General features: G+C 63.9%; 21 protein-coding genes and 2 tRNA genes. 13 read left to right on the forward strand and 10 right to left on the reverse strand.

The window, feature by feature from the left end; translation table 11 throughout:
* Positions 1–44: 44 nt before the first annotated feature.
* Positions 45–1616 (reverse strand): long-chain-fatty-acid--CoA ligase, encoded by a 1572-nt coding sequence (locus tag ACQ5ID_RS11510; protein WP_429912590.1) that lies wholly within the window; start codon positions 1614–1616, stop codon positions 45–47.
* Positions 1617–1781: 165 nt separating this feature from the next.
* Here ACQ5ID_RS11510 and ACQ5ID_RS11515 point away from each other — a divergent pair, with 165 nt between their 5' ends.
* Positions 1782–2174 (forward strand): hypothetical protein, encoded by a 393-nt coding sequence (locus ACQ5ID_RS11515; protein WP_429912591.1) that lies wholly within the window; start codon positions 1782–1784, stop codon positions 2172–2174.
* 5 nt (positions 2175–2179) lie between these two features.
* Here the strand turns inward: ACQ5ID_RS11515 and ACQ5ID_RS11520 are convergent.
* From ACQ5ID_RS11520 to hemC, 6 genes are all read right to left on the reverse strand, one after another.
* Positions 2180–2255 (reverse strand) — tRNA-Thr (locus tag ACQ5ID_RS11520).
* A gap of 613 nt (positions 2256–2868) precedes the next feature.
* Positions 2869–3516 (reverse strand): uridine kinase, encoded by a 648-nt coding sequence (gene udk, locus ACQ5ID_RS11525; RefSeq protein WP_429912592.1) that lies wholly within the window; start codon positions 3514–3516, stop codon positions 2869–2871.
* A 10-nt stretch (positions 3517–3526) separates the two neighbouring features.
* Positions 3527–5038 (reverse strand): heme biosynthesis protein HemY, encoded by a 1512-nt coding sequence (locus ACQ5ID_RS11530; protein ID WP_429912593.1) that lies wholly within the window; start codon positions 5036–5038, stop codon positions 3527–3529.
* The gene (locus ACQ5ID_RS11535) at positions 5035–6285 is read right to left on the reverse strand and encodes a mitofilin family membrane protein (protein WP_429912594.1); all 1251 of its coding nucleotides are present in this window, start codon (positions 6283–6285) and stop codon (positions 5035–5037) included. Before ACQ5ID_RS11535 ends, ACQ5ID_RS11530 begins: the two co-directional genes overlap by 4 nt.
* Positions 6286–6594: 309 nt before the next feature.
* A complete protein-coding gene (locus ACQ5ID_RS11540) occupies positions 6595–7323 on the reverse strand; it encodes a uroporphyrinogen-III synthase (RefSeq protein WP_429912595.1) in 729 nt (242 codons plus the stop codon).
* Positions 7320–8288 (reverse strand): hydroxymethylbilane synthase, encoded by a 969-nt coding sequence (hemC, locus tag ACQ5ID_RS11545; RefSeq protein ID WP_429912596.1) that lies wholly within the window; start codon positions 8286–8288, stop codon positions 7320–7322. The genes ACQ5ID_RS11540 and hemC overlap by 4 nt, the downstream gene beginning before the upstream one ends.
* A 50-nt stretch (positions 8289–8338) precedes the next feature.
* Between hemC and tsaD the strand changes: the two genes are divergently transcribed.
* From tsaD to ACQ5ID_RS11560, 3 genes are read left to right on the forward strand one after another with little or no spacing between them, the layout of a single operon-like run.
* Complete coding sequence (gene tsaD, locus ACQ5ID_RS11550) at positions 8339–9469, forward strand: tRNA (adenosine(37)-N6)-threonylcarbamoyltransferase complex transferase subunit TsaD (RefSeq protein WP_429912597.1); 1131 nt, start codon at positions 8339–8341, stop codon at positions 9467–9469.
* A complete protein-coding gene (locus tag ACQ5ID_RS11555; RefSeq protein WP_429912598.1) occupies positions 9466–10461 on the forward strand; it encodes an NAD(P)H-dependent glycerol-3-phosphate dehydrogenase in 996 nt (331 codons plus the stop codon). The genes tsaD and ACQ5ID_RS11555 overlap by 4 nt, the downstream gene beginning before the upstream one ends.
* 2 nt (positions 10462–10463) lie before the next feature.
* On the forward strand, positions 10464–10799 hold the full coding sequence (locus ACQ5ID_RS11560; RefSeq protein ID WP_429912599.1) for a Rieske (2Fe-2S) protein: 336 nt from the start codon (positions 10464–10466) through the stop codon (positions 10797–10799).
* A gap of 112 nt (positions 10800–10911) precedes the next feature.
* Here the strand turns inward: ACQ5ID_RS11560 and ACQ5ID_RS11565 are convergent, their stop codons facing one another.
* Entirely contained in the window at positions 10912–15837 is a 4926-nt protein-coding gene (locus tag ACQ5ID_RS11565; RefSeq protein ID WP_429912600.1) for an NAD-glutamate dehydrogenase, read from the reverse strand.
* A gap of 206 nt (positions 15838–16043) precedes the next feature.
* Here ACQ5ID_RS11565 and ACQ5ID_RS11570 point away from each other — a divergent pair, with 206 nt between their 5' ends.
* The 3 genes from ACQ5ID_RS11570 (at position 16044) to ACQ5ID_RS11580 (ending at position 18217) form a co-directional block, all read left to right on the forward strand.
* On the forward strand, positions 16044–16733 hold the full coding sequence (locus tag ACQ5ID_RS11570; protein WP_429912601.1) for an SDR family oxidoreductase: 690 nt from the start codon (positions 16044–16046) through the stop codon (positions 16731–16733).
* 221 nt (positions 16734–16954) lie between these two features.
* Positions 16955–17965, forward strand: a complete 1011-nt coding sequence (locus ACQ5ID_RS11575) for a nucleotidyltransferase family protein (RefSeq protein ID WP_429912602.1) — start codon at positions 16955–16957, stop codon at positions 17963–17965.
* A 96-nt stretch (positions 17966–18061) separates the two neighbouring features.
* Positions 18062–18217 (forward strand): hypothetical protein, encoded by a 156-nt coding sequence (locus ACQ5ID_RS11580; protein WP_429912603.1) that lies wholly within the window; start codon positions 18062–18064, stop codon positions 18215–18217.
* Between the two features lie 154 nt (positions 18218–18371).
* Here ACQ5ID_RS11580 and ACQ5ID_RS11585 read toward each other — a convergent pair.
* A tRNA-Gly gene (locus ACQ5ID_RS11585) sits at positions 18372–18446 on the reverse strand.
* 138 nt (positions 18447–18584) lie between these two features.
* On the opposite strand from ACQ5ID_RS11585, the gene ACQ5ID_RS11590 reads away from it, so the two are divergent.
* The 6 genes from ACQ5ID_RS11590 to ACQ5ID_RS11615 all read left to right on the forward strand — a co-directional run bounded on the left by ACQ5ID_RS11590 (position 18585) and on the right by ACQ5ID_RS11615 (position 22012).
* Complete coding sequence (locus tag ACQ5ID_RS11590; protein WP_429912604.1) at positions 18585–19121, forward strand: prolyl-tRNA synthetase associated domain-containing protein; 537 nt, start codon at positions 18585–18587, stop codon at positions 19119–19121.
* 107 nt (positions 19122–19228) lie between these two features.
* Positions 19229–20152, forward strand: a complete 924-nt coding sequence (trxA, locus tag ACQ5ID_RS11595; protein ID WP_429912605.1) for a thioredoxin — start codon at positions 19229–19231, stop codon at positions 20150–20152.
* A 76-nt stretch (positions 20153–20228) separates the two neighbouring features.
* Positions 20229–20891, forward strand: a complete 663-nt coding sequence (locus ACQ5ID_RS11600; protein WP_429912606.1) for an LON peptidase substrate-binding domain-containing protein — start codon at positions 20229–20231, stop codon at positions 20889–20891.
* Between the two features lie 40 nt (positions 20892–20931).
* Entirely contained in the window at positions 20932–21150 is a 219-nt protein-coding gene (locus ACQ5ID_RS11605; RefSeq protein ID WP_429912607.1) for a Trm112 family protein, read from the forward strand.
* On the forward strand, positions 21143–21472 hold the full coding sequence (locus ACQ5ID_RS11610; protein ID WP_429912608.1) for a gamma-butyrobetaine hydroxylase-like domain-containing protein: 330 nt from the start codon (positions 21143–21145) through the stop codon (positions 21470–21472). The genes ACQ5ID_RS11605 and ACQ5ID_RS11610 overlap by 8 nt, the downstream gene beginning before the upstream one ends.
* Positions 21473–21532: 60 nt before the next feature.
* Positions 21533–22012, forward strand: coding sequence for a YbjN domain-containing protein (locus ACQ5ID_RS11615; RefSeq protein ID WP_429912609.1), 480 nt, complete (start codon positions 21533–21535; stop codon positions 22010–22012).
* An 11-nt stretch (positions 22013–22023) separates the two neighbouring features.
* Here ACQ5ID_RS11615 and ACQ5ID_RS11620 read toward each other — a convergent pair whose 3' ends face one another.
* Positions 22024–23778, reverse strand: coding sequence for a hypothetical protein (locus ACQ5ID_RS11620; protein WP_429912610.1), 1755 nt, complete (start codon positions 23776–23778; stop codon positions 22024–22026).
* Between the last annotated feature and the right edge of the window lie 63 nt (positions 23779–23841).

Consider the following 23841-nt stretch of genomic DNA (forward strand, 5'->3'; position numbering starts at 1 on the left):
CACTCCGGACGCTGTTTCGATTTTGCAGGCGAAGAAGTCGCGCCCTAGCTCACCGCCCGGTCGCGGCCCTTCCAGTAGGGCTCGCGAAGAACGCGCTTCAATATCTTGCCCGTGGGATTGCGCGGCAAAGCATCGATGAAGTTGACGGTCTTTGGCACCTTATAGGCCGCGATGCGCTCCCGTGCGTGCGCGATCAGGGCCTCTGGCGTTGCGTCTGAGCCCGGCGCTTTCACGACAATCGCCTTCACGGCCTCGCCCCAGCGCTCGTCCGGCACGCCGATCACGGCCACATCGGCCACGCCCGGATGGGAGAAGAGCGCGTTTTCCACCTCTGCCGGGTAGATATTCTCGCCGCCGGAAATGATCATGTCCTTCACTCGGTCATGGATGAAGAGATAGCCATCCTCGTCCAGATACCCCGCATCGCCCGATTTGAACCAGCCATCGGAATTGATCACCTCTGCCGTGGCATCGGGCCGGTTCCAATAGCCTGTCATCAGGCTGGTGCCGCGTATCCACACCTCACCCACCTCGCCTTGCGCGACCGGCTGGCCGTCCTCGCCCGCGACGCGGATCTCGATACCGGCATTGGGCTTGCCTGCAGCGCGCAGCTTGCCGCGCGCAGGATCATGGTCGGCGGGCGGCAGGTGCACCGCCGCCCCATTGGTCTCGGTCAGGCCATAGAACTGGATAAAGCCGCAATCGAAAATCTTCGCTGCTTTCAGCAGCAATTCCTCGGCAATCGGCGACGCGCCATAGGCAATCAGCCTCAGGGACGAGAAGTCGCGCGGCTTCATGGCGCTTGCCTGCACGAGGAAAAGGATCACCGCGGGCACGAAGAAGCTGGTCTGGACCTTGTGCTGTTCGATCAGGTCAAGGATCGCGACCGGATCGACTTCCTTCACGATGATATTCGTTGCCGCCTGATAGAAGCCCAGGAGCGCCCAGTTCGTGCCGGCCACATGGAAATAGGGCATGGCGATGAGGTTTGGATCGCCCGGCTCCCAGCGCACAAACCCGTCATGCAGGCCCTGCTCGAAGAGGGAGAGATACGCGCCGTGCGAGAGCACCACACCCTTGGGATGGCCCGTCGTGCCGGAGGTGTAGAGCTGTAGCACGTCCTCTTTCGGGTCGGTCTTCAGCATCGGATCGGTGTCGGACTGCCCGTCCCGCCAGCCCGTATAGCCTTTCCATCTGGCATGCCCGCCATCGAGCGCGATCACCGTGCGCAGGGAAGGCAAAGCGGGCAGAAGGCTCTCCACCAGCGGATAGTATTCGGCATCGACAAAGAGCGCGGTGACGCCCGCATCCTTCAGGATGAAAAGGATTTCCGGCCCGGCGAGGCGCCAGTTCACCCCCGTCAGCACGCATCGCGCCTTGGCCGCACCAAAGAGCAGCTCGGCGAAATAATCGCTATTCTTGCCCAGATGGCCGATGCGCGCGCCCGGCTCACACCCCAGCGCAATGAGCCCGTTGGCGACCCGGCTGGCATGGCTGTCCAGCGCGGCATAGCTCGTGGTGCGATCCTGGAATATTTGCGCCGCTACCGTGCCGTTCACGCGCGCCTGCTGGCGCACGACATCGGCCATGGATACGAGCTTGCCCGCATCGATCATTCGCGTCTCCTCCCTCATTGCGCGTGAGGAGCTTTGCCTCTCACGCCCGGCCACTGACGGGCCTTTTGTGCGAGCGATGATAGGGGAAGCGGGGAGAAGGGGAAGGGGGTGTCAGAACTCCAATTAACGCGCTAACGTCCAAAGAAGCTCTACAGGCGAAGTTCGATGATACTCCGTGTCTGCTCCGCAATAGCGATTCTTCATCTCGCTGCCCCCGCTCAGGCGCAGCTGTATAAATGCGAGTTCAAAAATCGGGCTGTTCCCACCGCCGACGGCCTGGTCGTTAATCAAGAAGACGATCCGTTTGTACAGGCAATGGCCGAGCTATTCTTCGACGTGCAGACGGGCAGCCTGCGGCTCAGAGCTTGGGACGAACCCATTCAGTATGAGGTAATCCACCCCGGCGATATCGACGAGGGCCACAGTATGCGTGCCATCTTCCGGGATGCCCTTACCTTCCTGAACATAGCCGTCTGGGAAGAAGGAATGCCGTTTGTCTACTATAATGGTGTTGGCTATTTCGGCGGCGGCTGCGAGAGGATTGCTGGCCGACCCTGAAAAAATGGTGCCGCTTGCGTGACTCGAACACGCGACCTACGCATTACGAATGCGTTGCTCTACCAGCTGAGCTAAAGCGGCTTTGCCACGTCGGATAACGGGCGGGTGCGGGGGCGAGGCGGACGGCCCCTTCCCGGCGGCGCGCAAACTATCCGCGAACGCGTGTCTTCGCAAGCGCGCTTGTGTGTGTGGTCTGGATGGCGCGATTTCGGGGCGCGAAACCACAGCCTGACATGCGTCTACCCATCAACCGGGTTCCCGGGCTTGCCTGTCCCCGTGAAAACGGGGAACCCGGGATCCAGTCTTTCTCCCGCCTCAACTGGCAAAGTGCGGCGCTCCTGGATTCTGGGTCCCCGCTCGGGGGCGGGGACCCCGGCGGAAAGGCCAGAGCACCCCCTGCAATACCAGATACCAACACCCCAACCTCGTCATCCCCGCGCAGACGGGGATCCAGAGATCGTAGAGCTATGTTTGTGCCAAGCGGCTCTGGGTTCCCGCCTGCACGGGAACGACGAGGGGGAGAAGCAAGCCGGGCCATGACAACAATAGACGCTAGTGGAACTACGCGTTTCCCCGACGAAAGTCGGGGGCCAGAAATGCTGGGCACCGGCGTGCGCCGGTGAAACGAAATCCGGGTTCCGGGTGTCGCTGCGCTCCCCCGGAATGACGAGGGGTAGTGTAGCTGTGGGGTCCACTACCCCGCCTTCGCCCGTATCGCCTCCACGACGGGCTTTGCCAGCGCATCGAAAAAGGCTTCGAGATGATCAGCCGGCCGCGCGGCGGCCGCGTCATTGCGGATCACTATATGGGCGCAATCGGCATTGGGGTGCGTCCATTCATGGTGCATGGGCCGCACGGTGCCAAGATACTGGCCGACCACCGATTGCGCCGTGCGCCCGCGCTCGTTCACATCGCGCAGCAGGCGCCGGGCGAGGCGGATATCGTCGGGCGCATCGACATAGACGCGGATATCAAACAGCTCTTTGAGCCGCGCATCGCAGAAGAGGTGAATGCCCTCCACGAAGATGATGTCACACGGCGCGATGCGGCGCGTATCGGCGCGCCGGCGGTGGATGGTGAAATCATAGATTGGCGCATCCACGCTCTCACCGCGCCTGAGCGCGTCCAGATGATCGGCCAGAAGCGCATGATCGCGAGAAGCAGGATGATCGAAATTGAATCGGGCCGCATCAAAATCGGGCGAGGCACCGTGATCGCCGTAATAATCATCTTCCGCCATGACGAGCGCGCTCAGGGGCGCAATGGCGCGGGCGGCGGCGCGCGCAATCTCCGTCTTGCCGGAGGCTGATCCCCCGCTTACCCCCACGATCAGCCGTGCCATTCGCTAATCCTTAGCCCTTATCGTCTTCATCGACGCCCGGATCATCGGGCGCAAAGCGCGGACCCGCAGCCGGGGTTTCCTCGCGCTGTCTTGTTTCCCGGTCTGGTAACGGCGCAGGCGCGATGATGACAGGAGCTGTATCAGTGGCGGGCGGTCCTTTTGCAGCCGGTTTTGGCGCTTCAAGCAGCACGCGATCCGGGATGGCCTCGGCGATCATCTCGAAGCGCTCATGGCGCGGATGGATCAGCCGCTCCTCATCGCCCCAGGCATAGACAAGGCGCTGCCAGTCGCTCTCGGCAAAGTTGAAGGCTTCGCCGTCGCCATCAATGTCGGACCAGTCCGGCTCGCCCGGCGCATGGGCGGCGCGGGCAAGATAGCGCTGCGCGGCGTCCTCATCGCCTTCCAGGCGCGTCAGGCGGGCGGCCAGCGTACACACGCGCGCAGACAGGGGCGTCTCGGCCAGCAGGGGCGTGATGGCGCTGCGCGCGGCCTCCACATTGCGCTGCTGCAGGGCGATACCGGTGAGCAGAAGGCGCGATTCCCGGTTATCGGGATTGAACTCGGCGAGCGTACGCAGACGCGCCGCCTTCTTCGTTGCCGTGTCGGACTTGCGAAGCTCGCCATAGGCGCGCGCAATCGCCGGGTGGGGGCGCAGCCGCCAGGCGGTTTCAAGGATGTCAGCCGCCTTGCGGTGGCGGCGGCGCGCGGGCAGGAGATCGCCTGCCAGCACGGCGGCGGGCGCAAAGCCGGGCGAAGCGAGCGCCGCCTTCTCGGCCAGCTCTGCGGCCTTTTCTGCGTCGCTCTGGCGGGTCTGGCGCGCCTTCACGGTGAGGATCACCGCCCGGCGGCGCGCAGCGCTGTCCGGCGCGATATGGCGGCGTTTTTCGCCCTCGGAGAGGGTCTCCAGCGCCTCGTCCCAGCGCGCGGCGGCCACTTGCGCGTTAAACAGGCTGTCAAACGCCCAGCGGGCCGTGCGCGCTTCGGCAAATGCCTTACCCGCATGGGTGATGACATTACCGGTCTCGCCTTGTGTTTCAGCGAGTACAGACAGGCCGCGATGCGCGACAAGACGCGTTTTCGGGTCTTCCAGCAGGGCCTCGTAATGCCCGCGCGCGGCCAAGAGATTGCCAGCGGCCTCTGCGGCTCTTGCCGCCAGCAGGCGCGACAGGGCGGGCCGCTCCAGCAGGGCATCGGCGCGCGCCGCCTGACGCACGGCGAGCTCACCTTCGCCTGCAGCCGCGGCGATCAGGGCGCGTTCGAGCGCATCAACGCCCTGCTCGCGGCGGCGGCGCTGGCGCAGCTTGCGCCAGGCATCGGGCGCGCCCCACATCTTGGCGATCAGCCACCACAACACCGTCAGCAGGAAGGCCGCGACGATCAGCACGCCCATGAAGAGCGCAAAGCTGGTCTCGGCCTGCCAGCCAAGAAATTCAAAGCTGGCCGTGCCGGGATTTAGGGTCAGCCAGACGGCCAGAATCGCCGTGATGACGCACAAGGCAACGGTGAGGATAAGGCGGATCATGGCGTGCTCCTGCCCGGCGCGGACGCGCTGCTAAGCGCATTGCGCAGTGTGATGAGGGCGGCCTCGATTTCAAGGCGCGCGCGCGCGCGGACCAGCCAGTCAGACGCCGCTTCAGCTGCCGGGCCTTCCAGCCGCCCTGCCGCCTCCACCGCGCCGGACAGATCGCCGCGCGCAAGGCGGTTTTCAGCCTGCCCGACCAGAGCCAGCGCGCTATCGGGGCTGGTATCGGCAGGGCGGATTTCAAACAGGCCCAGAAAGCGCCGCGTCTCGCCAGAGGCAGAGCGGATCGCCGCTGCGGGGAAGCTCTCTGCCAGCTCATCAGACGATGGCACGCCCCGGCGGGCATGAGGCTGCAGGGCGGCAAGGCCCGGCGCGTTTGGCCAGAGCCGGGCCATGTTGGCGCGTTCCGCTTCAAAACTCTCCGAACTCTGCGCCGCTTCGCGCAAGGCCGTGAAAGCCAGAATGCGCGCGGCTGAGCGCTCGACAGCCTCGGCCTCGCCGCCAGCACTGGCTTCGGCCTCGCTCAGGCGGACTTCAAGGGCATCAAGCCGGGCCGAAAGCCTCGATTCTGCCGCGTCTATCGCTTCGGATGTGGCGCGCGACAGCTGGCGATAGGCTTCGCTCTGCCGGTCTTCAACCGCCGCAAGCTCTGTATCCATGCGGCCATCCTGAGCGGACAGCCGGGCTTCCAGCGTCCTCAGCGCTTCTTCAAGCGGGCCAAGATCAGCCGCTCCGCCGCCAGCCACAGGCCGGTTTTCAATGGCACTGCGCAGAACATCGATCTCGGCGCGCAGCCCCCCTTCGCGCTCATCCAGCAGCGCTTCCAGCGCGGCCTCATCAAGGCTCGCGCCCGCCTCACCCGCAGGGCGTGCCTCCACCGCCTCCACACGTTCTTCCAGAGCGCGTATCTCGCTATCGAATGTGCGCAAGGCTTCGGTGGGGACCATTTCGGTCAGAGGCCGGTCTTCCGCCGCGTTCAGGCGCGCGTCCAGCCCCGCCAGCTGGCTCTCCAGCCGGGCGATCTCGGCGCTAGCGCCTGCGTCATCGGTGGCGTTCAAACCGGCAGCAAACCAGCCCGCTACCCCGCCAGCACCGCCTGCCAGCACCAGCGCCAGTACAAAGCCTGCAAGGCGCATCGCCGCCTTGCCGCCGCCGGAGCGCTTTTCAGGCTTTGCCGGTTCAAATTCGGCATCAATCGGCTCTGCCTCGCCGGGCGGAGGGGTGTTTTCAGGGGAGTCCGCGTGCATGATCGGGTCTTCGCGCCTTTGGTTCTGCGTCTTTGCTCACTCTAGGCTGTATCGACATTCAGGTTTCGGGCGTGACGCGTAGCGGATTTGGTTTCTGACAAGGAGAGACGGCTGCCGTGGAGCATCCCTCCACAAGGGCGGCTCGACGCCGTCAGGGACTAAATCCGCCGCGCCTCGAAGAGGTATGGCGAAAATCGTTCACTCTTGCGTCGCAGTCCCTCGAAAGGGGACGGCCCTTCCATCGGGCCTGCTCCTGATATTGAACGATTTTCACCCATATCACGCTCCAAAACTGAATGTCGATACAGCCTAGGGTGCGCCGCGCCGCTTCGCCAGTTCATCAAGCGCGGCCAGAAGACTGTCTTCGGCAGGTTGTGCTGCGACATGCACTTTCAGACCGCGCGTGTGCAACGGAACAGCGGCGCGCTCCGATATGGCGATGAACTCCAGACGCGCGAGGGCGGCAGTGAGTTCCGCCGCATCCACAAGCGCCAGAAAGCGCTGTGCACCGCGCGCCGAGTGGATGAGCACGATGGCTGGCCCGTCTGCAAGCGCAGCTCTGGCACGTGCGGTCAGCCCGCGCGCCAGCCGTGTGCGGTAAACGGTGCGGGTCGTGGCGCGAAGGCCGAGAACCTCCAGCATGCCGGCGAGATCCCCTGCCCGGTCTTCACCGCTTACATGCAGGATATGACGGCCTGCGGGCAGGTCTCGCGCGATTATCCGCGCCAGCGCTTCGGCATCCCCGTCAGCGCTGGTGACGGACGCAAAGCCGGCATCACGCGCAGCCTGCGCCGTACCCTCACCAACGGCGAACACCGGCAGGTGAAGCAGCGGTCCGGTATCCCGGACAGCCTGCAGCGCATTGGCACTGGTCAGGGCCAGCGCATCCGCGCCATCAGCGTCAATCACCGCACGCGAGCGCACCACTTGCGAAACCGGGCAGGCAATCGCCTTATAGCCCAAAGCCCGGACGGCCCGGACGGTGCGGGCATTGCCCGGCTGGGTGCGCGTGATGATGACCGGCAGGCCGGGCTTCATGATCCCGTGCCGGTGAGGATGGCCTCCACCGCCGCCCCTCCATCCTTGCGCAGGGCCTCTCCCAGAGACAGGCCAAAGGCTCGCGCCGCTTCCACTGTGTCGATCCCTGTTCGCGTATCATTCATGCGCCAGCGCTGCGATCCGTCAGGTTTCAGCACTTCGGCGGTGAGGTGCAGACTGCCATCACTGAAAGCTCCATAGGCAGCCAAAGGCGTGCGGCAGGACCCGTCCAGCGCTTCGAGAACGCCGCGCTCGGCGGCGATGGCAAGGGCGGTGGGCGCATGATTGAGCGGGGCGAGCGCCGCGCGGGCCACCTCATCATCGCTGCGGATCGTGATGCCGATAGCCCCTTGCGCCGGGGCGGGCAGGCAGTGCTCAAAGCTGACGCCCGGCCAGTCCCCTTCCGGGCGTCCCAGCCGTTTCAGGCCCGCCTTGGCGAGAAATGTCGCGGCAATCGGGCCATCTTTCAGCTTTTGCAGGCGCGTGCCGACATTGCCGCGTAAAAGCGTGATCTGAAGGTCCGGGCGGGCATGGAGCGCCTGTGCCTGACGGCGCAACGAGGCCGTGCCTATCAATGCTCCCTCAGGCAGGTTTTCCAGCGTGCCGGGGCCAGTGGCAGTCAGCAATATGTCTGACGGGTCTTCGCGTTCGAGCACGCAAGCCAGCTCCAGCCCGTCCGGCAGATGGGTGGGCACATCCTTCATCGAGTGGACCGCAAACGCCGCCTCGCCGTCCAGCTGCGCGCGGTCCAGCTCGCGGGTGAAGAGCCCCTTGCCGCCAGCATCCAGCAGCGCCCGGTCGGTGATCTGGTCGCCCGTGGTGACAAGGCCGAGGATCGGAAAGCCTGCTTCGATGTCCTCCACACCGTGCGCAGCCGCCAGCTGTGCCTGCACCATCAGCGCCTGCGCCATGGCCAGCGGAGAGGTGCGGGTGGCGAGCGCCATGACGGGCAGGGAGCGGGTCAAGATGATCTCCGTGAGTTGTCAGCCTGCCGGAGCGGCGCTAACGGATGGGTATGGCGTTATCCCATACCCACCCCGGCGCGCAAGAAGGCCAGCCCGTTACCGTGCTGGGCCTTGAATCGAGCTGTGATGACAGCGCGGCGGCGATTGTGCGCTTGAACGCTGATGGAAGCACGCAAGTTCTGGCCGAGCGCGTCATCAACCAGAATAGCGATCATGCCCCCTTTGGCGGTGTGGTGCCGGAGATTGCCGCGCGCAGCCATGCCGAGCGCATGGACCATCTCGCCCGCGAGGTGATGGAGGAGGCAGGGCTGGGCTTTGACGCGCTGGACGCCATCGCGGCCACCGCCGGTCCCGGCCTTATTGGTGGGGTGATGGCCGCGCTGATGACCGCGAAAGGGCTGGCGCTCGGTTCAGGTAAACCACTCATCGCGGTCAATCATCTTGAAGGCCATGCGCTTTCGCCACGCCTTGTTGAACCCCTCCCCTTTCCCTGGCTGCTCCTGCTGGTATCCGGCGGGCATACCCAGCTTTTGAGCGTGGATGGGGTGGGTGAGATGACCCGGCTCGGCTCCACCATCGATGACGCGGCGGGCGAAGCCTTCGACAAATCGGCCAAGGTGCTGGGCCTTGGCTTTCCTGGCGGGCCTGCGCTGGAAAAGCTCGCGTCGAAAGCAACCAATCCGTCACGCTTCCCCCTCCCGCGCATGCTGGCGCACGACAAGTCCTGCAATTTCTCGTTCGCGGGCCTGAAAACAGCCGTGAAGCGCAGCTTTGACGCGCTGGAAAGCCCTGACGACGCGGACAGGGCTGATCTCGCCGCCAGCGCTCAGGCCGCCATCGCGGCGCATCTGGCCGAACGCACAGGCCGGGCGCTCGATCTGTATGCAGAGCAAAATCCTGAAGGCCGGGTATTGGTCGCGGCGGGCGGTGTAGCCGCCAACCGGGCGGTGCGCGAGGCGCTGGTGAATGAAGCGGAGAAACGCGGCTTCCGCACGCTCTTCCCGCCTCTGAAATACTGCACCGATAATGCCGCGATGATCGCGCTGGCGGGCGCAGAGCGTTTGCGCCTCGGTATCACTGATGATCTTACCGTACCGGCGCGCGCGCGCTGGCCGCTGGATTCCGGTGCAGCCAGCGATGATCCGCTGCTAGGGTCTGGCAAGAAGGGACCAAAGGCATGAGCGCAAGACTGGGTATTATCGGGGCAGGCGCATGGGGTACGGCGCTGGCGCAGGCGGCCGCACGCGCCGGAACACCGTCCATCCTGTGGGCGTTCGAGCGGGAAGTGGCAAAAGCCATCAACGAAACCCGCGAGAACCCGGTCTTCCTCAAAGGCGTGACGCTCGACGCGTCCATCCACGCCACCAATAACGCCGCAGACCTCTCGGCCTGCGATGCCTGGCTGGTCGTCACCCCGGCCCAGCATATGCGCGCCAGCCTTGAAGCCTTCGGCGTACATCTGAAACCCGGCACGCCGGTCGCGCTGTGCTCCAAGGGCATTGAGCGCGGCACATTGAAACTAATGAGCGATGTGCTGGCCGAAACCTTGCCAGAGGCCATTCCTGCTGTCCTCTCCGGCCCGTCCTTTGCCGCTGACGTGGCGCGCGGCCTGCCAACGGCTGTGACGCTGGCCTGCACCGATGCGGACGCGGGCGAAAAGCTCATCAAGATGATCGGTTCAGCCAACTTCCGCCCCTATCTGGCCGATGATCTGATCGGCGCGGAGATTGGCGGCTCGGTGAAGAATGTGCTCGCCATCGCTGCCGGGATCGTAGAGGGGCGCGGGCTTGGCAAATCAGCCCATGCGGCCCTCATCGCACGCGGATATGCCGAAATGACGCGCCTCGCCGTGGCGCTGGGCGCGCAGCGTGAAACGCTGACGGGCCTGTGCGGGCTGGGCGATCTGGTGCTCACCTGCTCCTCGCCGCAATCGCGCAACATGTCGTGCGGGCTGGCGCTGGGCCGGGGCGAGGCGCTGGCAGACATCATGGCGGCGCGCAATTCGGTGACCGAAGGCGTCGCGACGGCCCCCGCCGTGATGGAGCTGGCTGCGCGCCACGGCGTGGACATGCCGATCTGTGAGGCCGTGGCGGCGATTGTCGGCGGCAGGGCCAGCGTCGATGACGCCATCAACGCCCTGCTCTCACGTCCCTTTACCAGCGAGGGCGCATGAGCATGAGCGATATGCCGCCCTCCGGCACAGTGCTGGGCCGCCTCGATGCGCTTGGCAATCCGGGTGCCTTCCCGTCAGACTATGAAGCCCTGCCGATCCTGCTGGTGCGCAAGGGCGATGAAGCCTTTGCCTATGTGAATGTGTGCCCGCATCAGGGCCGCCCGCTCTGCCTGCCTTCGGGACGCACACTGGTCAGCGAAGGCCAGTTCATCGTCTGCCCGTTTCACGGGGCAAGCTTTGCCATCGAGAGCGGAGCGTGCACGGGCGGGCCCGCCGGAAAGGCAGGTCTCAAGCCTGTGCCGGTGGAAGTGAGAGACGGCGAGATCATCGCCGCTTAGCTTTTCCCTCGTGCTTCGAGCACCACGTGGCCGAGGGATGAGGGAAAAGCGCAACAAAAGCCCTCATCCTGAGGAGCCACGAAGTGGCGTCTCGAAGGACGAGGGCTTCCCCCTATTCCGCCGATGCGTTCTGCGCCAGCTCGCGCAGCTCGGTCGAGGCAATCGCGATCTTGGAGAGCGTCCACCCGCCTGAGGCTGACAATTGCTCGATCAGATGATCGGTGCGGTCAACCTCATGGGCGTGCGTCACCTGCCAGGAGGAGACCAGCTCGTCGGCCCATTCCTCTGACGGCTCCTCCACCCCCGCTTTCAGCTTGCCGCCCGCCGCATCCGCATAGCGGGCAATGGCAGTAGAGATGGCCAGCTGGCTGGCGAACAGATCCTCCACCAGGCGGCGCGTGGCCAGCCTGTCCCAGTGCTGGTCGGAGGTCAGATAGCCGGCGGCAGAACGCAAGGGATCGAACCCGAAACGCTCCCCGATGGCATGATAGGCGCGCGCAGCCGCCGCCAGCGGCCAGCCCGCACTCGCGGCCAGATCGATAATATCCGTGGCCGGGACGAGTGGCTGCAGCAGCGCCGTCTCGTCCGCCAGCTTTGCCGGTGCGCCCTCCTCGGTCAGACGCGACCGGCGTCCGGCAACCCCGGCCCGCTCATGGCTCGAGAGGATGCTCTCACCCCATTCGCGCAGCTGGTCAGCGCCTTCCTGGTAGCGCGCGATCATGTCGCCGACGGTCGCGGCCTTGCCCGCCTCCTCGGAGCGGGCGCGCCGGGCGAGCCAGACCGTCTGCTTGAAGAGCAGGCGGCGCACCTCCTGGTGCAGGCTGGTCTGGGCGCTGGCAGACACTTTGTTGTCGAGCGCATTGATCTTCGCGGTCAGATCATCAATGCGGAAAATCTCCCGCGCCGCGGCAAACGCTTTTGCAATGGCCGGGGCATCAGCCCCGCTCAGCTCCAGCGCCCGCTGCAGGAAGTCCGGTCCGCCCATATTCACCAGATCATTGGCGATGCGCGTTGCAATTATCTCCCGCTTCAGCCGGTGCCCGTCCATGGCGTCGGCATATTTGTGCAGGGCTTTCGGGAAATAGGTGACAAGCGTGTCGGTGAAATGCGGATCATCCGGCACGTCACAGGCCACGATCTTGTCGAACAGGGCGATCTTCACATAGCTCGTGATGATGGCGATTTCCGGCCGCGAAAGCCCGTCATTCTGCTCCTTGAGGCCCCTGATGGTCTCGCTGCCGGGCAGCCCCTCGACAGCGCGGTCCAGACGCCCTTCAGCTTCCAGGCTCTCCATGACGCGCTCATGCACATCAAGATCGTCCGCCGCCCGGTCACGGGCCAGCGTCAGGGTGAGTGTCTGGTCGTAATTATGGCGCAGCACATGCTCGGCCACATCGTCCGTCATGGATTCCAGCAGCTTGTTGCGCTCCTCCCGGCTCATATCACCCGAACGCATCATCGGGTTGAGCAGGATCTTGATATTCACCTCATGGTCGGAGCTGTCCACACCAGCCGAGTTGTCAATGAAGTCGCCATTCACGCGGCCGCCCTTGCGGGCAAAGGCAATGCGGGAGGCTTGCGTCATGGCAAGGTTTGCCCCTTCGCCAACCACGCAGGCCTTCATCTCTTCGGCATCAACCCGGATCGCGTCGTTATTCTTGTCGCCGACCTGATAGTTCTGTTCCGAAGCGGCCTTCACATAGGTGCCGATCCCGCCAAACCAGAGCAGCTCCACCTCCGCCTTCAAAAGCGCATGCAACAGCTCGTTTGGCGTCGCACTCTTGCCTTCAAGCCCGGTCAGACAGCGGATCTCGTCATTGAGCGGGATGGATTTTGACGAGCGCGAGAACACGCCCCCGCCCTTGGAGATCAGCTTGGTGTCATAATCCTGCCAGCTGGAGCGCTCCATATCGAACAGGCGCTTGCGCTCCTTCCAGCTCGCTTCAACGTCCTGCGGATCAGGATCGATGAAGATGTCGCGATGGTCGAACGCGGCCAGCAGGCGGATCTGCTTTGACAGCAGCATGCCATTGCCGAACACATCGCCGGACATGTCACCGACGCCGATAACGGTGAAGGGCTCGTTCTGGATATCCTTGCCGCGCTCGCGGAAATGGCGCTTGACCGATTCCCAGCCGCCGCGCGCAGTGATCGCCATTTTCTTGTGGTCATAGCCGGCAGAGCCGCCCGACGCGAAGGCATCGCCCAGCCAGAAATCATATTCGTCCGTGGCCACCGCGTTGGCGATATCGGAGAAGCTGGCCGTACCCTTGTCGGCAGCCACCACCAGATACGGGTCTTCCCCGTCCCAGCGCACGACGTCCTGCGGCGGCACCACATTGCCGTCCGCATCAAGATTGTCGGTGATGTCGAGAAGCCCGCGCAGGAAGGTGCGATAGCTTTCGCGCCCTTCTTCCATGAAGGCGTCCCGGTCCGACGGTTTGGGCAATTGTTTGGGATAGAAGCCGCCCTTGGAGCCGACCGGCACAATGACCGCGTTCTTCACCTGCTGGGCCTTCACCAGACCCAGAACCTCGGTGCGGAAATCCTCGCGCCGGTCCGACCAGCGAAGCCCGCCGCGCGCCACAGGGCCAAAGCGCAGATGTACGCCCTCCGCGCGCGGGCTCCACACGAAAATCTCGCGATAGGGCTTGGGCGCGGGCAGGTCACGCAGCTTGCGGCTCGCGATTTTCAGCGAAATCCAGGGCTTGGGCTGGCCGTCCTTGCCCGTCTGGTAGAAATTGGTGCGCAGCGTGTACTTGATGAGCTTGACCAGCCGGCGCAGCGCCTTGTCGTGGTCGAGGCTGGAAACCGCGTCCAGCTTGGCGCGCAATTCCTTTTCCAGCGCTGCCGATTTTTCCTCACGCGCCTTGTGGTCAAGATCAAGCGAGGGGTCAAAGCGCAGGCGGGCAAATTCCAGCAGGCAGCGCGCGATTTCAGGATGCCCGGCAAGCGCCTCTTCCTGGATGGATTGCGACGGGTCCATGCCCGATTGCTGGCGGTAGCGTGCACAGGTGCGCAGGAAAGCCGCCTCGCGCCAGCTCACACCGATGGCCGGCACCAGCGTGTTGAACCCGTCATCCTCGGTACGCCCGTCCAGCACCGCCAGAACCGCATCTTCAAACAGCGGAGCCAGCGTTTCCAGCTCTGCAAACGCACCCGAACGCGCACCCACCTCGAACTCGTGTATCCACAGTGTTTCGCGTTCCTCGCCCTCGCGCTGGCGGTGAACGGGATAGCCCGCCTCCGCCTCCACATGCAGGCCGAGATTTTCCAGCACCGGCAGCACCCGAGACAGGGCCAGCATCTGGCTGCGGCTATAGAGCTTCACGCGCAGATGCGCATCGTCATCATCGGCGTCGCGATAGACACGCGCCTCGCGCGGCTTGTCAGCCGACAGCCGCTCAAGCCGCGCAATATCGGCCAGCGCCGCAGCAGGCTCGTAACGCTCGCGATAGCCAGCCGTATAACCCTCCAGATAGGTGCGTACCGCGCGTAAGGAGTCAGCGTCGCCATCGCGGCGCGCCTCGGCTTCCAGCTCGTCTTCCCAGGTGCGCGCCAGCAGCGCGATTTCACGCTCCAGCTCGGCCGGATCGGGCTCTGGATGGTTGAACGGATCAAGCCCGATGATGAAATGGACGCGCGCCAGCGCCCCGTCACCAAACATCGGATAGAAGGCCGACAGGCGGCCATTGAAGGCTTTGCGGATCAGCTCGCCCGCCTCCACCCGCACCCGCGTGTTATAGCGGTCACGTGGCACGTAGAGCAGGACCGACACGAAGCGGTCAAACTGGTCACGGCGCAGGAAGAGCCGGGTACGCGGGCGGTCAAACAGGTGCAAAATGCCCTGGCTGATTTTCAGCAAATCCTCTTCAGAGGTCTGGAACAGCTCGTCGCGCGGATAATTCTCCACAATGTGCTGGAGCTTCTTCGCCGAGTGCGAACCCGGTGCCTTGCCCGCCTTGTCCAGCACACGGCGGACTTTTCGCCGGATCAGCGGGACGTCGCGCGCCATCTGGTCATAGGCTTCAGCCGTGAACAGGCCGACAAAGCGCGTCTCGCCAACCACCGCGCCATCGTCGCGGTAGCGCTTGACCCCGATATAATCCATGTAGACGCGCCGGTGGACGCGGCTTTTCATATTGGCCTTGGCCACGATCACGGGGCTGGGCGCGCGCAGGAAAGCCTCGATCGCAGGCACGATGACCAGCGGCTCGGAGGTACGGCGCAGCACCGTGCGGTCAGGATCGCGCAATATGCCCTTGCCGCTGTCTTTGAGGATTTCCGGCTCACGCGAACGCAGATTGCCCGCCTCATCGACATCAAACCCGTAGGCGCGGCAGCCGATGAAGGCGAAATGGTCATCCCGCAGCCAGCTCAGGAAGGCGAGCGATTCCTCCACCTCCTCGCGCGGCGCGAGCGTATTGGCCGCTTTGAGATGCTCAAGGCATTCATCCATGCGCGCGCGCATGTCACGCCAATCCTCGACCGCCTCGCGCACATCGCTCAAAGTGGCGCTCACTTCGGCTTCCAGCGCCTCGCGGGCCGCCTTGTCGAGCACATCGACATGCACCTGGATCATGGATTCGGCCACAACGCGCCCGGACCCGTCAGAGCGTTCGCCGTCATCATCGCGGCGCACCTGCACGATCGGGTGAACCATGGCGAGCACATCAAGGCCCTGTGAGGCGATCTCGCCCATCACCGAATCAACCAGGAACGGCCGGTCCCGCCCGATAACCTCGACAATATCGCGTCCTAAGGGCTTGCCGTCCTTGCCTGTACCCTCGCGAACCCGCACCTTGATCTTGTCGCTGGTGCGCGTCGCGGCAAATTCCCAGAAATCCCCGAATACGGTCAGCGCATCATCAAGCGCAATGCCCTGCAGATCGTCAGAGAGAGAGTCTTCCCAGACCTGCCCGGCAAAGCTCTCTGCCGCGTCATCCAGCGCGCCAAAGCGCGCCTTCCACTGCTTGCGGGCGGCTTTGAGGAACTCATCACGATCAAAGGCATGGGCGGAACTGACGACGGCGGTCATGCTCGGGGGCGCTCCGTTTCAAACTGTCAGGCGCGCACCAGAGCGGCGCGCCGCAAATTATGCTGCCAGCCTAGCTGCACCGTTGCACCATTCAAGCGATGAACGCCACTGCCGCATGATGAACACCAAGGCTGGACCAATTGGCGCGCGGTGTGGTTCGTTGCGAACCTGAAAACAAGTCCTTTTTCTGCGGAGACTGTCGAAACATGCCCCACATGCTCATCACCGGCGCCAATCGTGGCATTGGCCTGGAACACACACGCGTCCTGCTCTCGCGCGGCTGGCATGTCAGCGCGGCCTGCCGCAACCCGGACAAGGCCAGCGATCTCAAGGCGCTTGATCCAGGCGACGGGCGCCTGAAAATCCTTGCCTATGATGCCGGCAAGGCCGCTGCGGCCGGCGCGCTGAAAGCCGAAGTGAACGGCCCGATCGACATTCTCTTTGCCAATGCCGGCGTGTTCGGCCCCGATGAGCAGAGCTTTGGCAATAGCGATTTTGACGCCATCACCCGGACCCTGCAGGTCAATGCCATCGCCCCGCTGAAACTCGCCGAGGCGTTCGCAGACCAGGTGGCCAAGTCCCAGCTCAAAGTGATTGCCCTGCAATCAAGCCGCATGGGCTCCATCGCGGACAATACCAGCGGCGGCTACTACGCCTACCGGGCATCCAAGGCAGCGCTTAACGCCATCGGCAGGTCGCTGAGCGTTGATCTCAAACCCAAGGGCATCATCACCCTCATCTTCCATCCCGGCTGGGTGAAGACCGATATGGGCGGTGCTGGCGGCACGCTGACCGTCAATGAATGCGTGGAAGGCCAGCTTGATCTCATTGCACGTGCCAATCCGGCCATGAATGGCCGCTTCTTCCATGTCAGCGGCGAAGATCTCGATTGGTAAAAGGAAAAGCGGGCGCTGCCAGACGGGGACAGGACAGTCCGGCAGCGCCCTTTCGGGTCTCACGATGGCAGGCTGGGGACGCACAAACGGAGACCCGCCTGTCTATACGCCGGCCGCACGAAGGCGGATCAGTGGCGGAATGGGCGGATAATTACCCCACAATATTTACTTTCGTGGGGTAAACTGCTATTACCCAACGAAACAATTTTTTGTTGGGCAATATGGACACCTTTCCCCTTTCCGTTCAGACAACCTATCAGGACCTCCTGGAGGCACACCGGCAGCAGGCCGTCAGCAATCTGGGTGGAACACCGGTCCTGAAGGAGAAAGGCGGACGCAAATACTGGTATGTCCGCCAACGCCTCGGCAACCGGATTGTGGAGCGCTATCTCGGCCCGCAAAGCGCCGAGCTGGACCAAAGGATTGAAGCGGGCCGTGATGCAGCCACGGATCATGCCGCTTTTGAGAAGCGGTGCGCGTCCATGGTGGCGCAGTTGCGCGCCGCCGGACTGCCAGCCCTCGACCGGCAAACGGGCAAGGTGCTGCGGGCAATGGCCGTGGCCGGAGCATTCCGGCTTGGCGGCACATTAATCGGCACCCACGCCTTCCGGCTCTACAGCGCGGAGCTGGGGGTGCGTTTCCCGCCCGAACTGGGACTTACCGCAGATGTTGATGTTGCGGCGTTCGAGAACCTCAAACTCGCCATCGACGACAAGCCCGACCCTTCTCTGGCAAGAACCTTCGCCGATCTGGGCCTGCATCCGGTCTCCGAAGCAGGTGATAGCCGCCAGCACACACGCTGGAAGATGCCCGGTGACGGGTTGATGGTAGAGTTTCTTGTTCCAAGGATGCAGTCACACCAGGACATCGTGTCTCTCGCACCGCTGGGCGTTGATGCACGGGCGCTGTCATATCTGAACTATCTGATCGCTGAACCGGTTCAGGCCGTCGGCCTGTATCGCAGCGGGGTCCTCATTCAGGTGCCGCGTGTGGAGCGCTACGCCATCCACAAGCTCATCGTTGCCAGCCAGCGCCGGAAAGAAAGCGCAGCCAAGGCAAGAAAGGACCTTGCTCAGGCAGATCTGCTTATACGCATACTGGACGAGGACCGGCCCGAGGAGTTGAAGCTTGCCTATGAAGACGCCTGCGCGCGCGGTGCCAAATGGCGCTCAGCCATGGACGCCTCGCTGGGCCGCCTGCCAGAGGCCAGAGCGCGGCTCACTCTCTGCTGAGTTGCAAGGTCTGGCTGGCGACGTATGCCCGGCGGGAAAGGGAACAGACTGGCGGACCGACGGGTTAGCTCTTGCACAACAGCAAGGGAGGCTAGAATGGCCCGCAAACACCCGGTTCCGCCCAAACCCGTTTCACCATCAAAACGGCACCCCCGCAAGTCCGCCCGTGAAAAGGCGCTCGACGAGGCGCTGGAGGAAAGCTTCCCGGCCTCTGATCCGCCCTCTCCGGCCGCGCCGCGCGAAAGCCACTAGGCACGTAAGGACAGCGGGGAAATGCGCACGAAAGACCAGGCCACCGCTCGCGCTTATACCTGGTTTGCATAAAGCAGGTATAATGGCTTGCACGAAAGCTCTGCCTCACGCCGGCAGACGGAATTCACAAAATTTCGGGATCAGGTCCGGCAAATGGAGCGGGCGATGAGATTCGAACTCACGACCCTCACCTTGGCAAGGTGATGCTCTACCCCTGAGCTACGCCCGCTCATATGCGTTACCGGGGCTGGCCACTAGGACCAGAGGGCGCGGTATATCGCGCATCGCTGGCGGTTTGGCAAGCCTTCACTGCCGCGTTCATTTCATCTCTTGCATTCGCGCCGCCGGACGGGGCAGGAAGTAGGCCATGACTGCTTCACTTCCGCCCCTGCCGCTGCCCGCCCCGCCCGTAACCCGCAAGGGCCTGCTGACGTTTCTCGATGCGCTGGGTATCGCCCACACCACGCACGATCATGCGCCTGTCTTTACCGTGGCCGAGAGCGAGCAGATCAAGGCGCACATGCCCGGCGGGCACACCAAGAACCTGTTTCTCAAAGATAAAAAGGGCAATCTCGTCCTCATCTCGGCAGAGCATTCCACCCGGATCGAGCTTAAACGCCTGCATGAGCGGCTGGGCTGCGGGCGGCTCTCCTTCGGGTCGGCAGAGCGGCTGGAAGACGCGCTGGGCGTAACCCCCGGCTCGGTAACAGCCTTCGCCCTCGTCAACGATCCCGACCGCCGCGTGCGCTTCATTCTCGATGCCGCGCTGATGATGCACGAGACGCTGAATTTTCATCCGATGAAAAATGACGCCACCACAGCCATATCGCGCGCCGGACTGCTGGCCTTTCTGGCTGCGCTGGGCCGGGAACCGGAAATCATGGATTTCACGGCCGGGGCCTGACGGCCCACTTGCAGTCTTGCCTCTGTCGGTCCACCTAAGGCGCGACACACCGACACTCCGGGATGCCCCTTTTGCGCCCCGGACAGGAACTCCAGGGATCAGACGTCATGCAGATTTTCGGCAATCAGCCTGCTACCGGCCCAGCAGAACCCGCCGCCACCAGCCATGTGAAGGACTCCACCGACCAGAGCTTCATGGCCGATGTGGTGGAGGTCTCCAAGCAAGTGCCTGTCCTGGTCGATTTCTGGGCACCCTGGTGCGGTCCGTGCCGCCAGCTCGGCCCCGTCATCGAAAAGGCCGTCAATGCTGCGGGCGGCAAGGTGAAGCTGGTCAAGATCAATATCGACGAGAACCCGCAAGTGGCTGGACAATTGCGCATCCAGTCCATCCCCGCCGTGCTGGCCTTTGTGAACGGCCAGCCCGTAGACGGTTTCATGGGCGCGCTGCCCGAAAGCCAGGTCACCGACTTCATCAAGCGCATTAGCGGCGAGATCGACGAGGCCGCGCTTGATGACGTGCTGGCGCGCGCTGAAGAGGCGCTTGCACAAGGGGATGCAGGCGGCGCAGCGCAGGACTTTGCCGCCGTGCTGCAGGCTGACCCTGAAAACACCCGCGCACTGGCGGGCATGGCGCGGGTATTCCTCTCTCAAGGCGACCGTGAGGGCGCTGAAGGCGTTCTGGCACAGGTGCCGCCAGCCAAGGCAGGCGACCCGGCCATCGCTGGCGTACGCGCCGCCATGGAGCTGGCCAGCGAAGGCGAGGATGCAGGCGATCCGGCCGATGCGCGCGCCGCCCTTGAAAAGGCCGGCGGAAAGGGCGCCGCCCTGCGCTATGACCTTGCCCGCGCCCTGATCGGCGCCGGTGATCTTGATGGCGCAGCCACCCAGCTTCTCGACAGTATTGGCGAGGACCGCGAGTGGAATGAAGGCGCTGCCCGCCAGTTATTGCTGCGCGTCTTTGATGCGGCCGGGCAGACATCCGAGCTGACAAAGGCCGGGCGCAAGCGCCTGTCCTCCATCCTGTTCAGCTAGGGTCTGGCTGACGGCGCGCATCGGTCTATGTTCCCAAGAGGGCACGACAGACAGATCAGGAGGCCCTCGAAAACACATGCCCGTACATCCCGCCCTGCCGGACACGCTGCCGCTCTTTCCCATCCGCGGCTGCATACTCCTGCCCGGTGAGGCTCTGCCCCTGAACGTGTTCGAGCCGCGCTATCTCAACATGGTCGATGATGCGATGAGCGGGAACGGATTTATCGGCATGATCCAGCCGCGCGAAACCGGCCCGCGTGACCTGCCTGATCTGGAACGCGTCGGCACGGCCGGGCGCATCGCCAAACACTCCGAAACCGAAGATGGCCGCTATCTCATCGTGCTGGTGGGCGTATCGCGCTTCACCCTCACCGCCCAGCCGCAAATGAAGACGCCCTACCGGGTCGGGCGGGCGGACTATGCAGGATTTGAGCACGATATTGACGGGCCGCAGGCCGACGAGGCGGGCGTGGACCGGGCGGGTTTCCTCGCCCTTCTGCAGCGCTTCTTTCACCATGCCGGGATTGAAGCTGACTGGGCCTCGATGGAGGGTGCTCCCCTCTCGGCCATTACCGGCAAGGTGGCCATGGCCGCCCCCTTTGACGCACCGGCCAAGCAGGCCCTCCTGCAGGCTTCCAGCCCTGGCGTACGCCGCGAGCTTCTGGCCACGCTGATGGAGCACGTGCTTGAGCAGGCCGGGCTGGCTCCGCCCTATGGCCCGTCAGACCGGCTTCACTAGACTTGCCGGACACACCGGCTTTGCCTTAAACACGCCCCCCATGAGCACTGAGAAAACCACCGACACACCCAATCCGCGCCGGTCCGCCCATGTGGACCCGAAGCTGCTGGAAATCCTTGTCTGCCCGGTCACGCGCCAGACGCTGGAATATGACCGCGAGGCGGGCGAGCTGATTTCCCGCGCAGCAGGGCTTGCCTATCCGGTACGCGAGGGCGTGCCGGTCATGCTACCCGAAGAAGCGCGCCAGCTGGATGGCTGAGCGTGGGCCCGCGCCCTGGCCGGTGCGTCTTGCCTTCCAGGCTTCGCAAAAGCGCCTGCGCGCGAGCTTTGATGATGGCGCGGTGTTTGACATCCCTTATGCGCTCCTGCGCCGCGAAAGCCCCTCTGCCGAGGTGCAGGGCCATGGTCCCGGCCAGAAGCGCGCCGTCCCTCATGCTGATCGCGTGACAATCACCGCCGCAGAGCCGGTCGGGCGCTATGCGGTGCGGCTGGTCTTCGATGATGGCCATGATAGCGGGATCTATTCATGGTCCCTGCTGCGCACGCTGGGCGAAACGGCGCAAAGCGCCCCGCAATCCTGATTTGCCAGGAAGGGCCAGAGCCGACACACTCCTTACGCAGCTTTATTGTAGGACATGTCCATGACCCTGATTACCCGCACCCTTCTGGCCGCAACGCTTGTCGCTGCGTGTGCCGCACCGGCCCTCGCACAAAACACCCATCCGGTCATCGAGCGTATTGACGCGCAAGGTATGCACGCGCTGGTCACAGGGCTTGGCCACGAGGTCACCAACGAGACGGTTACCGAGGGGGGTCAGCCAATCCTGACCGCCACAAGCGGGAATATGAACTACATGGTAACCGGCACGGCCTGCGAGAACGGGCAGTGTCAGGGGCTTCTTACCGAGCTTGTCTTTACCAACACCCCGGCCACTGCCGAGATCGCCAATCAGGTCAATCAGACCTATGCCGCCATCAAGCTGGTCGTTGTAGATGGCGATACCGTCGTGTTTTCCCGTTATGACGTGCTGAACGGGGGAACGACGCTCGGCGCGCTGTCCAGCTCGGTCGATACCTTGCTGGATATCGCCGCCAGCATCGTTCAGACCTCTAACGAATAGCAGGCATCCCGTCAGGACGGGGCGTCGGCCATGGCGGCCATTTCCTCTTCATCATCAACAGGTTCAGGTGCCGGAGCAGGCCGGGGTGCAGGCTGGATGCGCGCCAGCAGGCTTTGCAGTTCCTGCAGCTTGGCCGGACCGTTCTCGGCACGCGCTTCGGCGCGTCCCATCTCTGACGACAAAAGGCGCATGGCGCGCGCCTGCGCGTCCTGCTGGCAGCGCCCCAGGGGCAGAATGTCCTGCGCCGCCAGACGCAGCAGGCCGGCGGCCCGGTCAAGGGCTGGCAGGTTTGACGCGGTGATGCGCTCAAAAAGCTGGTTGTCGTGAATGATGGCAATGCCCAGCTGGTCGAACACATCGCTCATTTCCAGCTTCGCCTCTTCGGGAAACGTGCCTTTCAAGGCCCGCTTTTGCAGCGATGAGAGCGTTGCCAGGCGTTCAAACGGCTGGCCGGGCCCCTTGGTAAACCAGCTTACCGATTTTTGTGATGACAGCTTGGCGCGCACGTAAGCAGCAAGCTTCACCTTGTTCTGCTCACCCACCAGATTGTCTTCCATCGACAAGAGCCGGGTGATCTCCTCGGCCGGGGTGACAGCCTCTTTCAGGGCCTCTTCAATGGATTCCGGCGAGAGCAGGCGCGCCGAGCGCACCGTGAACGCCTCCACCAGCGCCTCGGGATTGAGATGTTCGCCCGATGCCGCGATCAGGCGCTGGGCCAGAGACCGCGCCAGCGCGATCTCCTCAAGAACATTATCAGGCTTGAAGCGCCTCGGCTGACGCAAGGCATCAAGCACGCGCCGAGCAATCTCGCCCTTGCTGCCGGGCAATTGCCTTGCCTCGAATTTTGACGCCAGCCGGCGTGCATTATCGGGCGCGCCGGTCATGCTGGGATGGGTCTGGGTGCCGGCAAACACGCTGGTCAGGCGCTCGACATGTGCGCCCAGATCCCGGCTCTGGCCGAGAATCTGGTTCAGCGCCCGGTCAAAGGACAGCATCTCGGCCAGAAAGGCATCCGCCTCTTTGGCCGCGAAGGCGCGCGCGTCAGGGTCCTCAGGCAGATCATCATGGAAATCGAGCAGCATCTCGGCCTTGCGCGCCATGCCGGACGCACTGGCAAGACGTTCGGCAATGGCCCGGCGCAGCCGCGTTTCCGCGCTGCCTTCGGCGTGGATTTTCTCGGTCAGCTCCCTAAAACTGGCCGTCTTGGGGTCCTGCGCCTTGCGCTTGGCGTCCTTGCGCGCCTTTTCGATGGCCTTTTCCACCAACTCGGTCAGCAGGCGGACATAGGCGTGGACCGACGCGTCGGAGTTTTGCGAGCGCGCGATCGCCACCTTCTGGATGGCATGCTGCAGATCGCTTTCACACGCATCGAGCGCCTCGGCCATGTCAGGCCGGTAGAGCAGTTCCAGCGGGCAGATTTCCTGGCGCTCCAGCCATTGGGCAAGAGCGCGGCGCATGGTGTCGCGTGCGGCAGGGCCTGCCAGGTCGTCCGGCGTCACGCACGGCAAGGTCGCTTCGCCGGTCTTGGCATTGGGGACGCTGAAGCGTTCCGCGCCCACTTCGTGAATCGTCACCGAAGTGAATGTGCCGTTTTCCTCGCTCCAGGTTTCACGGGCCACCCGCGACGAGCCACGCGGCGACTTGGCGACCAGCCTGTCGGCCAGCGCAATCGCGTCGGTGCGCTCGTTCAAGGCTTCCGCCAGCACCCATTCAGCCTTGGGATGCTTCTTGAAGAAAACCTCGAAATGGACTTTTCCGGAGGCCATGGAACCAGCCTGCCCCTGATTATTTCCCCGCAGCTTGCCACACTGGCGCGTTATGCTTAACCG

The organism is Glycocaulis sp. (assembly GCF_050485565.1).
Taxonomy (GTDB): Bacteria; Pseudomonadota; Alphaproteobacteria; order Caulobacterales; family Maricaulaceae; genus Glycocaulis.

What these genes read in the sequence shown, in the direction of transcription:
- ACQ5ID_RS11510 (WP_429912590.1), bottom strand. Translation starts at nt 1,616, where the DNA reads ATGATCGATGCGGGCAAGCTCGTATCCATGGCCGATGTCGTGCGCCAG.
- ACQ5ID_RS11515 (WP_429912591.1), top strand. Translation starts at nt 1,782, where the DNA reads ATGATACTCCGTGTCTGCTCCGCAATAGCGATTCTTCATCTCGCTGCC.
- udk (WP_429912592.1), bottom strand. Translation starts at nt 3,516, where the DNA reads ATGGCACGGCTGATCGTGGGGGTAAGCGGGGGATCAGCCTCCGGCAAG.
- ACQ5ID_RS11530 (WP_429912593.1), bottom strand. Translation starts at nt 5,038, where the DNA reads ATGATCCGCCTTATCCTCACCGTTGCCTTGTGCGTCATCACGGCGATT.
- ACQ5ID_RS11535 (WP_429912594.1), bottom strand. Translation starts at nt 6,285, where the DNA reads ATGCACGCGGACTCCCCTGAAAACACCCCTCCGCCCGGCGAGGCAGAG.
- ACQ5ID_RS11540 (WP_429912595.1), bottom strand. Translation starts at nt 7,323, where the DNA reads ATGAAGCCCGGCCTGCCGGTCATCATCACGCGCACCCAGCCGGGCAAT.
- tsaD (WP_429912597.1), top strand. Translation starts at nt 8,339, where the DNA reads ATGGCGTTATCCCATACCCACCCCGGCGCGCAAGAAGGCCAGCCCGTT.
- ACQ5ID_RS11555 (WP_429912598.1), top strand. Translation starts at nt 9,466, where the DNA reads ATGAGCGCAAGACTGGGTATTATCGGGGCAGGCGCATGGGGTACGGCG.
- ACQ5ID_RS11560 (WP_429912599.1), top strand. Translation starts at nt 10,464, where the DNA reads ATGAGCGATATGCCGCCCTCCGGCACAGTGCTGGGCCGCCTCGATGCG.
- ACQ5ID_RS11565 (WP_429912600.1), bottom strand. Translation starts at nt 15,837, where the DNA reads ATGACCGCCGTCGTCAGTTCCGCCCATGCCTTTGATCGTGATGAGTTC.
- ACQ5ID_RS11570 (WP_429912601.1), top strand. Translation starts at nt 16,044, where the DNA reads ATGCCCCACATGCTCATCACCGGCGCCAATCGTGGCATTGGCCTGGAA.
- ACQ5ID_RS11575 (WP_429912602.1), top strand. Translation starts at nt 16,955, where the DNA reads ATGGACACCTTTCCCCTTTCCGTTCAGACAACCTATCAGGACCTCCTG.
- ACQ5ID_RS11580 (WP_429912603.1), top strand. Translation starts at nt 18,062, where the DNA reads ATGGCCCGCAAACACCCGGTTCCGCCCAAACCCGTTTCACCATCAAAA.
- ACQ5ID_RS11590 (WP_429912604.1), top strand. Translation starts at nt 18,585, where the DNA reads ATGACTGCTTCACTTCCGCCCCTGCCGCTGCCCGCCCCGCCCGTAACC.
- trxA (WP_429912605.1), top strand. Translation starts at nt 19,229, where the DNA reads ATGCAGATTTTCGGCAATCAGCCTGCTACCGGCCCAGCAGAACCCGCC.
- ACQ5ID_RS11600 (WP_429912606.1), top strand. Translation starts at nt 20,229, where the DNA reads ATGCCCGTACATCCCGCCCTGCCGGACACGCTGCCGCTCTTTCCCATC.
- ACQ5ID_RS11605 (WP_429912607.1), top strand. Translation starts at nt 20,932, where the DNA reads ATGAGCACTGAGAAAACCACCGACACACCCAATCCGCGCCGGTCCGCC.
- ACQ5ID_RS11610 (WP_429912608.1), top strand. Translation starts at nt 21,143, where the DNA reads ATGGCTGAGCGTGGGCCCGCGCCCTGGCCGGTGCGTCTTGCCTTCCAG.
- ACQ5ID_RS11615 (WP_429912609.1), top strand. Translation starts at nt 21,533, where the DNA reads ATGACCCTGATTACCCGCACCCTTCTGGCCGCAACGCTTGTCGCTGCG.
- ACQ5ID_RS11620 (WP_429912610.1), bottom strand. Translation starts at nt 23,778, where the DNA reads ATGGCCTCCGGAAAAGTCCATTTCGAGGTTTTCTTCAAGAAGCATCCC.